The sequence below is a fragment of the Roseateles rivi genome, from assembly GCF_043555845.1.
GTDB lineage: Bacteria > Pseudomonadota > Gammaproteobacteria > Burkholderiales > Burkholderiaceae_C > Roseateles > Roseateles rivi.
Map to the genome: position 1 here is coordinate 565,044 of NZ_JBIGHZ010000001.1, position 11,911 is coordinate 576,954.

At 65.3% G+C, this 11,911-nt stretch carries 8 protein-coding genes; 3 read left to right on the top strand and 5 right to left on the bottom strand.

Annotated features, from left to right (window positions below):
• Positions 1-44 precede the first annotated feature (44 nt).
• Positions 45-656: a TetR/AcrR family transcriptional regulator gene (locus ACG0Z6_RS02570; RefSeq protein WP_394458497.1), complete on the top strand. Its 612-nt coding sequence runs from the start codon at positions 45-47 to the stop codon at positions 654-656.
• A 13-nt stretch (positions 657-669) separates the two neighbouring features.
• Here ACG0Z6_RS02570 and ACG0Z6_RS02575 read toward each other — a convergent pair whose 3' ends face one another.
• Positions 670-2,562, bottom strand: a complete 1,893-nt coding sequence (locus ACG0Z6_RS02575; RefSeq protein ID WP_394458498.1) for a glucokinase — start codon at positions 2,560-2,562, stop codon at positions 670-672.
• A 305-nt stretch (positions 2,563-2,867) separates the two neighbouring features.
• Between ACG0Z6_RS02575 and glk the strand changes: the two genes are divergently transcribed.
• Entirely contained in the window at positions 2,868-3,878 is a 1,011-nt protein-coding gene (gene glk / locus ACG0Z6_RS02580) for a glucokinase (RefSeq protein WP_394458499.1), read from the top strand.
• Between the two features lie 362 nt (positions 3,879-4,240).
• On the top strand, positions 4,241-6,949 hold the full coding sequence (locus tag ACG0Z6_RS02585) for a TonB-dependent receptor (protein ID WP_394458500.1): 2,709 nt from the start codon (positions 4,241-4,243) through the stop codon (positions 6,947-6,949).
• A 62-nt stretch (positions 6,950-7,011) separates the two neighbouring features.
• Here the strand turns inward: ACG0Z6_RS02585 and malG are convergent, their stop codons facing one another.
• From malG to ACG0Z6_RS02605, 4 genes are read right to left on the bottom strand one after another with little or no spacing between them, the layout of a single operon-like run.
• Positions 7,012-7,902 carry a maltose ABC transporter permease MalG gene (gene malG, locus ACG0Z6_RS02590; protein WP_394458501.1) on the bottom strand — a complete coding sequence of 297 codons (891 nt, stop codon included), beginning with the start codon at positions 7,900-7,902 and terminating at the stop codon, positions 7,012-7,014.
• A 16-nt stretch (positions 7,903-7,918) separates the two neighbouring features.
• A complete protein-coding gene (gene malF, locus ACG0Z6_RS02595; RefSeq protein WP_394458502.1) occupies positions 7,919-9,520 on the bottom strand; it encodes a maltose ABC transporter permease MalF in 1,602 nt (533 codons plus the stop codon).
• Complete coding sequence (malE, locus tag ACG0Z6_RS02600; RefSeq protein ID WP_394458503.1) at positions 9,517-10,692, bottom strand: maltose/maltodextrin ABC transporter substrate-binding protein MalE; 1,176 nt, start codon at positions 10,690-10,692, stop codon at positions 9,517-9,519. Before malE ends, malF begins: the two co-directional genes overlap by 4 nt.
• Positions 10,689-11,807 (bottom strand): ABC transporter ATP-binding protein, encoded by a 1,119-nt coding sequence (locus ACG0Z6_RS02605; RefSeq protein WP_394458504.1) that lies wholly within the window; start codon positions 11,805-11,807, stop codon positions 10,689-10,691. The genes malE and ACG0Z6_RS02605 overlap by 4 nt, the downstream gene beginning before the upstream one ends.
• Between the last annotated feature and the right edge of the window lie 104 nt (positions 11,808-11,911).

Consider the following 11,911-nt stretch of genomic DNA (forward strand, 5'->3'; position numbering starts at 1 on the left):
TGGGGGTTTTGATTGGGGTCTGTCGCCTCTAGAATGGAGCCGTCATGAGTCCTAAAGCATCGATCAAACAGCAGCTCCAGCGCGTGCGCGAACAAGCCATCGTGGGCGCGGTCAACCGCCTGCTGGCCACCAAGGGCTATGACGCCATGACCATGGACGAGGTGGCGGCCGAAGCGGGCTTGGCCAAGGCCAGCCTCTACCGGCTCTTTCCGTCCAAAGAGGAGCTGGCCGGTGCGGCCATGGTGGCGGTGCTGGAGCGGGCGCTGGCCTTTGTGGACGAGCGCCGCGCGCTAGAGCCCCTGCCCACGCCGCTGGAGCAGCTCAAAGCCCTCACGGGCTGGGCCATGCTCACGCAGCTGGAGGGCGAAATGCCCACGCTGCCCGCGCAGAACTCCAGCCTCAGCACTGCGCTGCAGTCCAACGACGCCTATATGGACCGGCTCATTTCGCTGAGCAACCGGCTCAGCATCTGGATTGCCGAGGCCCAGGCCAGCGGCGACATCCGCCCCGAGCTGCCGCCGGAGTTGCCGCTCTACATCTTCTTCGCCCGCGCCTGCGACCCGGTGGTGGCCATGCTCAAGTCCTCCGGCCAATACACCAACGCGCAAATCGTGGACTGGATCAACGCCACGACTTTTGAGGGCCTGCAGGGCTGAAGCTGCACAGGCCTTAGTGGCTGTGCGAGGTCAGGCGCGAGAGGCTCACGCCCGGCGCGCTGCTGTCGGCGCCGCGCCGTGGGCGGGCTGCGCTGTTGGATTCATCCAGCGCTTCGCGAGTCTGCGTGACGAGCGCGGCCTCGGGGTTGCGCCGCATGGCCATGCCCACGGCCAGGATGTCCACCATCAAGAGGTGCAGGACGCGGCTGATCATGGGCAGCTGCACGCTGACGTCTTCGACATGGTCGACGATGAGCACCGCATCGGCCTTTTTGGCCAAGGGCGACTGGCTGGCCGTGATGGCCAGCACCTTAGCGCCCCGCGCGCGTGCGACTTCAGCCACCTGCATGAGCTCGGGCAGCTTGCCGCTGGCGCTGATGATGACGGCCACATCCTGCTCGCCCAACACCTCGGCGGCCAGGGCTTGCAGGCGCGGGTCGGTGTTGCAGCTGCTGGGAATGCCAAAGCGCAGGAATTTGAACTGCGCGTCCTGGGCCACCACGCCATAGTGCCCGACGGCAAAGAACTCGATGCGCCGCGCCTGCAGCAGCAGGGCCACGGCGCGGTCAATCATGTCGCGGTTGAGGGCGCTGCGCACTTGCAACACGGCCGAGGCGGTGTTGGACAACACCTTGGCGCCCAGTTCCAGCATGGAGTCGGCGGGCGTGACCTGGGTGTGGGTCACGGGCATGGTGCCCGTCAGACCTGAGGCTAGGCGCAGCTTGAAGTCTGACAGGCCCTCGCAGCCCAGCGAGCGGCAAAAGCGGATGACCGTGGGTTGGCTGACCTGCGCGGCGCGTGCGATTTCGGCAATCGGGTCATTCAGCACGGTGCGAGCGTGGGCCAGCACATGCTCGGCCACGCGCAGCTCCGCGGGGCTGAGCTGGCTGCGCGCGCGGCGGATTTGCTCAAGGATGGCGCCCCCGGCCTCCAGCTGGCGCAGCTGCGCTTCCAAAATGGCTGAGGCGCCCACAAAGGTGGCCTGCTCGTCCGTGATCACATAGGTGGGAATGCCCGCCAGATAGCTGCTGAAGCGCCCCTTGTCCTCAAATCGCTGGCGAAAGCGCGAGCGGTCGAAATACTCGCCCAGGCGCGGCACGATGCCTCCGCCGATGTAGATGCCCCCCAACGCACCCAGCGTCACGGCCAGATTGGCCGCCGCCGTGCCCAGCAGGGCGCAAAACAGATCCAGGGTGTCGCTACACAGGGCATCGCTGCCGTCGAGCGCGCGCTGGGTGATTTCGGGGGCCTGCAGGGCTTGGGCAGGCTGAGCCGCGTGTTCGGCCATGGCGCGGTACATCAGCTCCAGCCCAGGGCCCGAGAGCAGGCGCTCGAAGGAGACATGGTCAAACTGCTGCCATGCGTGGCGCAGCAAGGCGATTTCGCGCTCGTCGCGCGGGGCAAAGCTGCTGTGGCCACCCTCGGTGCCCAGGGCCACCCAGCCCTCACCCGCAGGGATCAGGCCCGAAACACCCAGGCCCGAGCCTGAGCCCAGCAGGCCCACCACGCTGTGCTTGCGCGCCTCGCCTCCGCCCACCTGGCGCAATGCCGTGCCGGGCAGGCGCGGTACGGCCATGGCCAGGGCGGTGAAGTCATTCACCACCAGCAAAGTCTCCAGCCCCAGGCGCTGGCGCATCTCCTCAATCGAGAACTGCCAGTGGTAGTTGGTCATGCGCACCTGGTCGCCCTCCACCGGGTTGGCAATGGCCACCCCTGCGTGGCGCACCGGCTGCCCTGCAGGCAGCTGCTGCAGGTAGTGGGTGAGTGCGGCATGGAAGTCCGCATGCTCAGCGCAGCGCAGCGAGCGCACGTGCTCGAATTGCCCAGGGCTTGATTCAAGGGCAAAACGCGCGAACGTGCCGCCAACGTCGGCGATCAGGCGGGGGCTATCAAAAGAAGTGGCCATGGATCAGCGGGTAGAGAACGCGGGGCGCGCAAGGCGGCTTGACCAACAAGTGCGCGCGATTATGTCGCCGGATGCCGCCACGGTACGCGCCGGCATCAGGTCCTGAGCCGGAGGCTGAGGCTGTGGCAGGGCTTGGGTCTGTAATTTCGCAATGTGTTTGCACTTGATTGCGTGTAGTTTTGCTACCTAGAATGCGCCCACATGGCCATGCACCCACCCGTATACCTCTTAGTTGATGCTGCTGTCGGCCTAGCGCTCTGGGTTGCTGCCGCTTTGTGTGCTCCGCTGTTGGGGCCCGCTGCGGCATGACAGGCCCCGCGACGGTTGGCCGTAACGAGGGCGCTTTGCTGGCTGATATTGGCGGCAGCAACGCGCGCTTTGCCTGGCTCATGCCGCAGGGCCACCTCTGTCATGTGCGCACGCTTGCAGTGGCGGCCTACCCGGGGGTGGTCGAGGCGGTGCGCAGCTATCTGGCGACCCTGCCCGCTGAGCTGGGAGGGGCTGGCGCTGCGCCGCGCTGCGCCGCCTTGGCTGTGGCATGCGCCGTGGAGGGCGATAAGGTGGAGCTCACCAACAGCAGCTGGTGCTTTTCGCAGCGCGCGCTGTGTGAGGCCTTGGGGCTGCAGCGCCTGCGGGTGCTCAACGACTTTGAGGCCTTGGCGCTGTCCTTGCCTCGCCTGCAAGGGCACCAGCTGCGCAGCCATGCCGCCGAGCTGCCGCGACCCCAGGGCACTTTGGCCGTGATCGGTCCAGGTACCGGTCTGGGGGTGGCTGGTGTGGTGCAGACGGCCCAGGGCTGGCAGGCCTTGCCGGGGGAGGGTGGGCACGCCACCCTGGCTCCTGCCGATGCCTTTGAGAGCGAGTTGCTGGCCCATGTGCGGCGCGACTTGTCCCATGTCTCGGCCGAGCGGCTGCTCTCAGGCATGGGTCTGCCGCGCCTGCACCGGGCGGTGGCGGCTGTGCATGGGCAGGTTGCGGCTGAGTTGGGTGCCGAGGCCCTTGTGGAGGCGGCGCTGGCCGGCAGCGATGTGTTGTGCGTCAGGACGCTGGAGAGTTTTTGCGCGTTGTTGGGCGGTTTTGCGGGCAATGTGGCACTGACCCTGGGTGCGCGTGGCGGCGTATACATCGGCGGGGGCATCGTGCCGAGGTTGGGGGATTTCTTCTTTCGCTCGCAGTTTCGCCAGCGCTTTGAGGCCAAGGGCCGCTTTGAGTCCTATTTGCAGGCCATTCCCACGGCCTTGATCACCGACACGCTGGCGGCCCTGGGTGGGGCTGCGGTGGCGCTGGAGCCCTCAGCGGCACACAAGCCGGCCTGAGGGTGGGTGGTGTAGGCAAGCTACATTCTTTGTCAGGGTTCACGCCTGTGGCCGCCTGTGTGGCCGAGGGGTCTTTGGGATTCCTGCCTGAAAATCAATGGGTTGCGTCGTGTTTTGGCGTCAGCTTGGCTGCAATCATGGTTTTGTCCATGTTTCTGAATATCTAGTTTTGCTACAAACGCGGCTTGCCGCCCTGCGGCCTGTGGCTGTTTCGAGCCCTGGTGCGGCCCCCCGGCTCGTTGGAACACGGGTCGATTTGGTTGGGTGGGGTTTGGGTGCAAGCCGCCGCCTTGAAGCAAGAGGAGATACAGATGACCTTGAATTCATCCCCCGCGCGAGTCGCTGGACCTGACATCTGGCGCATGAGCCAAGTGGCCCTGGGCTGCACGCTGTTGGCCTTGGCCACGGTGGCACAAGCTCAAACCCAAGCCGAGCCCAAGGCTTTGGAGAAGGTCACCGTCACGGGCATTCGCAAGGGCATTGAGGACGCGATCTCCGTCAAGCGCAATGCCGACGCCATCGTGGAGTCCGTCTCTGCCGAGGACATTGGCAAGCTGCCCGACGCCTCAATTGCCGAGTCCCTGGCGCGGCTGCCGGGCCTGTCGGCCCAGCGCGTGGCCGGGCGTGCGCAGGTGATCAGCGTGCGCGGCCTCTCGCCGGACTTTGCGACCACCTTGCTCAACGGACGCGAGCTGGTGAGTACGGGCGACAACCGCAGCGTGGAGTTCGACCAATACCCCTCGGAGCTGCTCAGTGGCGTGACCATTTACAAGACGCCCGACGCGGCCTTGGTGGGTCAGGGCTTGTCAGGCACCTTGGACATGATGACGGTGCGGCCGCTGAATTTTGGCACCCGCTCGGTGGCCCTGAACGCGCGCGGCCAGCGCAACGCTTTGGGCTCGGCGGCCAATGCCAGTGCCAACGGCAACCGCGTCAGCGCCAGCTATATCGACCAGTTTGCCAACCGGACGGTCGGCCTGGCCGTGGGTTTTGCCCACCAGGAAACGCCCAGCCAGGAAAACCAGGTCGGCCTCTACGAGCCCTGGAAGCTGGAGTCCCGCCCCGGTGTGCAAGCGGGCAGCTTTGTGACCGACGGCATCAAGGCCCTGCGCCGCACTGGCAAGACCGAACGCAATGGGCTCATGGCCACGCTGGAGCTGCGCCCCTTCAAGGCCTGGACCAGTGTGGTGGATGCCTTCTGGTCCAAGGCCAAGGAAGAGAACACGGCCAACCAGTTCGAGCTCAATCTGCAATACAACGGGGCCTACCCCTGCAAGCCTGACTGCACCTGGGTGCAAAGCAGCACCAACGCTGCCAACACCCACACCGGCGGCACCATCACCAACGTCTACCCCTTGGTGCGGGGCATGTACAACAAGCGAGAAGATGAGATCACCGCCGCGGGTTGGAACAACAAGTTCACGCTGGACGGGGGCATCACCGTGGTGGCGGACCTGAGCTACTCCAAGGCCAAGCGCAAGGAACTCAGTCTGGAAAACAACGCCCAGCTCAGCCCTGTGGGCGGCGTGCCCTACGACACCGTCAAGCTCAGCTTCAACCCGGGTGGGTTCTCCACCATGGTGCCCACGCTGAACTACGCCGACCCCAGCAAGCTCTACCTGCGCGACACCATCTACGGCTCGGGTTACGGCAAAGTGCCCAGTGTGCAAGACGAGCTCACCGGCTTCAAGCTCACGGGCAACATACCGTTCACCCAGCCGCTGGTGGCTTGGATTGCCGACCTTGATGTTGGCCTGTCCTATGTCGACCGGTCCAAGAAAAAGCGCCAGCCCGAGGGCAATATCAATGTGGGCCCGCAAGGGAGCAGCACGATTGCTGCAGACCTGCAGTACAGCCCGGTGGACCTGAGCTTTGCCGGCCTGGGCCAGATTCCGGCTTGGAATGTGCCCGCAGCTGTGGGCCGCTACATGGTCTTCCAGCCCACCGATGCCGAAAGCTATTTGGTGTCCAAGGCCTGGGATGTGAGCGAGAAAACCACCACCGCTTTTGTGCGCGCCAATCTGGATGGCAGCCTCGGTGGCATGCCGGTGCGAGGCAACTTTGGTCTGCAGATGGTGCGTGTGGACCAGTCCTCCAGCGCCAACTACTGGGACGGCACCGCTGCAGCGGGTAGCCGGGTCAAGCCTGTCAACGACGGCAAAACTGTCACCGATGTCTTGCCCAGCTTGAACCTGGCCGTGTCCTTGGCGGACGACCAAACCCTGCGCCTGGGCTTGGCGCGGCAGATGGCGCGACCGCGTGTGGACCAGCTGCGCTCGGCGCTGGACTTTGGCATCGACACGGCCACCGGCAAGCCTGGCGCCAGCGGCGGCAATGCGCGCCTGGACCCCTGGATTGCCAACGCTTTGGATGTGTCCTATGAGAAGTACTTCGGCACCAAGGCCTATGTGTCGGCTGCCGCCTTCTACAAGGACTTGAAGAGCTACATCTACACCCAGACCAACCAGAGCTACGACTTTTCCAAGTTTGTGGCGGGCTATGTGCCGCCGGTGGGCTCGCCCGCAGCGCTGAGCTCGGGCAGCTACAGTGCGCCCTACAACGGCAAGGGCGGCAAGCTCAAGGGCGTGGAGCTGGCCGCCTCGCTGCCGCTGGAGCTGCTGAGCCCCGCGCTCAAGGGTTTGGGCGTGATTGCCAGCGCCAGTTTCAACAGCAGCTCCATCAAGATCAAAGACCCGGAGAGTGCCAGCAGTGTGGGCAGTGACTTCATCTCGCTGCCGGGCCTGTCCAAGCGCGTCTACAACCTCACGGCCTACTACGAGCGTGAGGGCTTTGAGGCCCGCATCAGCCAGCGCAAGCGTTCGGACTTTATCGGCGAGATCGGCAACTTCAACGGCAACCGTACCCTGCGCTACGTGGTGGGCGAGAGCATCGTGGACATGCAGCTGGGCTACACCTTCAACAGCGGACCTGCCAAGGGCCTGAACCTGCTGCTGCAGGTCAACAACCTGGGCAATGATGCCTACCGCACCTATGCTGCAAGCAAGGACCGGCCGCTGGAGTACATCGAGTGGGGTCGCAGCTACTTGCTGGGGGCGAGCTACAAGTTCTGATGCAGGCGCTGCAGTGGCAGCACACGCACGGCGGGCCTTCGGGCCCGTTTTGTTTGGGGGCCTCAGCCCTTGACGCCGCCTGCCGTCAGGCCCGAGATGATCCAGCGCTGGGCCAGCAGAAACACCAGCGTGATGGGCAGGCCCGAGAGCACGGCGGCCGCGGCAAAGTCGCCCCAGAGAAAGCGCTGGTCGTGCAAAAAATACTTGGAGCCCACGGCCAGTGTGAGGTGCGCCTCTTCGCGCAGCAGCACCGAGGCCACGGGGTACTCGATGATGGCGCCGACAAAGGCCAACACAAACACCACCACCAAAATGGGCACTGCCATGGGCAGCAGCACGCGGGCAAAGGTCTGCCAGGGGCTGGCGCCGTCGACCTTGGCGCTTTCTTCAATCTCCACCGGAATGGTTTCGAAATAGCCCTTGATGGTCCAGGCATGCGTGGCCAAGCCGCCCATATAGGCCAGCACCAGCCCGGCATGGGTCTCCAGGCCCAGAGCCGGCGCCACGCTGCCCAGGGTTTCAAAAATGGCGTAAATGGCCACCAAAGCCAGTACCGGCGGGAACATCTGCAGCACCAGCATGCCGTTGAGCAGCGCGGGTTTGAAGGGGAACTTCAGTCTTGCAAAGGCATAGGCCGCGGTGGTGGAAACGCCCACGATGGCCAGCGCTGCGAAGGTCGCCACTTTGATGGAGTTCCACAGCCACAGCAGCACCGGAAAGGGCGGTGTCACCCAGGCACCATCGGGCCCTTGATAGGCCATGCCCAGGGCCAGCTTCCAGTGCTCCAAGCTGATCTCGCTGGGGATGAGGCTGCCGGTGGCGAAATTGCCCGGGCGCAGCGAGATGGACAGCACCGCCAGCAGCGGAAACAGCGTGAGCGCCAGAAACCCCCACAGCACGGCATGGGCAGCCCACACGCGCCAGCGGGCTTGTTTGCTGCGAACAATGGCCATGTTTTCTGCGGCCTCCTCAGGCTTGGGCTTTGCGCATCAGGCGCAGGTTGATCAAGGACATGGCTGCCACCAGCAGGAAGATCAGCGTGGAGATGGCGGCAGCCAGGCCGAAGTCGGAGTTCGAGTCCAAAAACGCGATGCGGTAGGTGTAGCTCACCAGAATGTCGGTCTGGCCTGCGGGGATCTTGGTGGAGAGGAAGTCCGGCCGTCCGTCGGTGAGCAGGGCAATCAGCACGAAGTTGTTGAAGTTAAAGGCAAAGGCCGAGACCAAGAGCGGTGCCAGCGGCTTGAAGATGAGCGGCGCGGTGATGCGCCAGAAATTCGTCAGCGGGCCCGCACCCACCAGCGCTGAGGCCTCGTAGAGATCGGCCGGAACCGACTTCAGCAGCCCCGCGCTCAAAATCATGATGTAGGGGTAGCCCAGCCAGACGTTGACGATCAAGAGCATGGTCTTGGCCAGCAACGGGTCGGCAAACCAGGCAGGTTTGACGCCAAACAGCGCATCCAAGATGGCGTTGATTTCGCCAAAGTTCTGATTGAACAAGCCCTTGAAGACGAGGATGGAGATGAAGCCCGGCACCGCATAGGGCAGGAACAGCAGAGTGCGGTAGACGCCGCGCCCGCGCAGGTCCTCCCAGTTCAGCAGCACCGCCAGGCCCATACCAATGCCCGTGGCAAACAGCACTGTCAGCGCCGAGAACAACACCGTCCAGCCAAAGACAGCGACAAAGGGGCCACGGAATTCGGCATCCAGCACCATGCGGGCGTAGTTCTTGGCTCCGACATTGACCGTAAAGCCCGGTTGCAGAGTTTGACCATCGCGGCTGCGAAACCAGCCGCTTTCTGTGTCGGGCTCAAAGCGTTGGCCGTCGGCGTTGCGCAGCAGCGCGCCATCGGGCAGGCTGCGGTAGTGCGGGCGTAGCGGCCCGAATTCCCGCAGGCCCAGGTAGCGCAGCGGCGCAGCGTCGGCAGCCGCTGCGCTGGGCAGGTGCAGTTCCAACTGCTGCAGTGCCAGGCGGTGCTCAATCCGCTCACGCAGCGACAGCGCTGGGCCCAGCGCCATGCCCGCGGCGGGCAGCAGCTGTACGGGTGCGGTGGGCGCGCGCAGCGTCAGCGGCGGGCTCACCCAGCGTGCGGGGGCACCCTCTTGCGCGCTCAAGGCCAGGCGGTAGGTGTCCGCGCCCGCACGGTGCAGGCTGAAAGCCAGCACCTCCTCCTCCACGGCGTCGTGCTGCTCCAGCAAATAGCTGCGCACCCGCTCCTGGCTGAGCAGATGGGCCGAGGCGTAGTTGGTGAAGCTCATCTGCACGGTGTAGAGCAGGGGCAGGGCGATGAACACCAGCATCGCCAGCGCAGCGGGAAAGAGGTAGCGCCAGGCCTGTGTGGAGCGTGCGAGATAGACGTAAAAACCCGCGCTGCCCACCACCAGCAGACCCAGCGCCCAGCCGGATTGGCTCAGGCGGTACAGCGCAAACACGGCATAGAGCAGCGCCAACACCAGCGCGCCGGTGAGCGGCCAGTGCAGCGCGCGCGCCAGCTGCTGCCCCTTGCCCAGGGGGCGCTGGGTGTAGGGCAAGGTCAGCGCGGGCGCGGGTGGGGTGGGGCTGAGGCGTTTCATTTCAGCTGCATGCGCGCGGCCGCGCCGTCCAGCGCCTCTTGTGTTGGCTGCAGGCCGTTGCTCATGGCCTCCAGCGCTGCGTTCATGGCCGACCAAAAGCGCCCCATCTCGGGCACGTTGGGAATGATCAGGCCGACGCGGGCGTTGTCCATGCTGGCCTTGATGAGCGGGTTGCTCGCCAGCTCGGCGTAGAAGGCCTTGTTGGCGGGGACGCCGATGGGCACATCCGCGTCGAGCACCTTCAAGGCGGCCGGGCGCAGCAGGTGGTGCTCCAGAAACTCACGGGCCACGTCTTTGAGCTTGGAGGGGGCGGTGATCATGCAACCCACCACGCCCACGAAGGGCTTGCTGGGCTTGCCCGGTAGCACCGCTGGGATGGGGGCCACGCCAAAGTCGATCTTGGCGCGGCGCGCGTTGTCCCAGGCCCAGGGGCCGGAAATCATCATGGCCACTTCGCCGCGCGCAAAGGCGGACTCCATCTCTGCATAGCGCGCGCCACGTGGCATGTGGCCGTCTTTGAAGAGGCGCTCGAGCATGCGCCCCCCGGCCAGGGCGCCGGGGTTGTTCACGCCGATCTGGCTTGGGTCGGGGTCGCCCTCCGGGGTGCGGCCAAAGATCTCGCCCCCCGCACCGGCCAGCAGCGGCCAGCTGAAGAAGGCCTTGTTGTAGTCCCACAAAATCGCATGGCGGCCTTGGCGCGCCAGTTGGCGGTCCAGTGCAATGACTTCGTCAAAGCTCGCCGGGGGCTTGGGTACCAGGGCTTTGTTGTAGATCAGGCCCACAGTCTCAATGGCCAGCGGGTAGCCCCAGAGCCGCCCACGGTAGCGAAAGGCCTCCCAGGCCGTGTCTTCGATTTCGGCCTTCAGCGCCGCGCTGGGGCGCAGCGGCGTGAGCAGACCCGCGCGCGCCCATTCGCCCACGCGATCGTGGGGCCAGCAAAAAATGTCGGGCCCTTTGCCCGCACCCGTGGCTTGTTGGAATTTCTCGGGGGCGTCGACGGGGTGTTCCACCACCACCTGCACGCCCGAGACCGCCTCAAAAGCACGGCCAACTTGTGCCAGGCCGTTGTAGGCCTTGTCGCCATTGATCCACACCAACAGGCGCGGCGCGCTCTGAGCCTGGGCGCCCCAGGCTGCCAATGCCAACACCAACGCGGCCCAGGTGCGGCTCATGGTTGCAGCTCCGGTGCGGCCTGGCGGCGCAGTGCGCGGCCGGTGTCGTCAAAGACGTAGAGCGCCTCGGGTGGGAGGTGCAGGGTCAGCGCGTCGCCCATGCGCAGGCGGTCGCGGCCATTGCGGCCCTCGAACTGGCAGGTCAGAGGTTCTTCCAGGCCCGGGTAGGGGCAGTAGGCGTAGGTGGTGCCGCCCAGCGATTCGACAAAGGCCACCTGAGTCTGCAGGGTGTTGTCGTGGCCACCCAGGCGCAGGTGTTCGGGCCGCACGCCCAGCGTCAGCGACGCACCCGGGGCCAGGCCCGAGGCGTCCACCAGGGCGCGCAGCTGCTGGCCATCGGCCAGGCGCAACACGGCCTCATGAGCCTGGCCGCTGAGCAGCTCCACGGGCAGCAAGTTCATGCGCGGGCTGCCGATAAAGCCCGCCACAAAGAGGTTGTTGGGGTGCTCGTACAGCTCCAGCGGCGACCCTACTTGTTCGATGCGCCCAGCCGACATCACGGCGATGCGGTCGGCCAACGTCATGGCCTCGACCTGGTCGTGGGTGACGTAGACCATGGTGGTTTTGAGCTCGTCGTGCAGCTTGGCGAACTCGTAGCGCATGCGCACGCGCAGCGCTGCGTCCAGGTTGGACAGCGGCTCGTCGAACAAAAACACCTCGGGCTTGCGCACGATGGCGCGGCCGATGGCCACGCGCTGGCGCTGGCCGCCTGAGAGGTCTTTGGGTTTGCGCTGTAGCAGGTGCTCGATGTGCAGAATGCGCGCGGCATGGTGCACAGCGCGCTCGATCTCCTCCTTGGGTACGCGCGCCAGCTCCAGACCAAAAGCCATGTTCTGGTAGAGCGTCATGTGTGGGTACAGCGCATAGCTCTGGAACACCATGGCCACGCCGCGCTCGGCTGGGGGCACGTCGTTGACCAGCCGCCCGCCAATGCGCAGCTCGCCGCCGCTGATGTCCTCCAGTCCGGCAATGGTGCGCAGCAACGTACTCTTGCCACAGCCCGAAGGGCCGACAAAGACCATGAATTCGCCCTCGCGTATGTCCAGGTCGATGCCGTGCAATATGGTGCTTGACCCATGGGTCTTGACCACGGCTTGCAGCTTCACGTCTGCCAAGGGGATACCTCCGCGCCGGGCTGGCGGCCCGGCTTGTGTGCACTGGGTGGGCTGAGGGGCTGGCCACTGAGCTGGCGTTTGTGGCGTCGCGGGCTGCCCTTCTT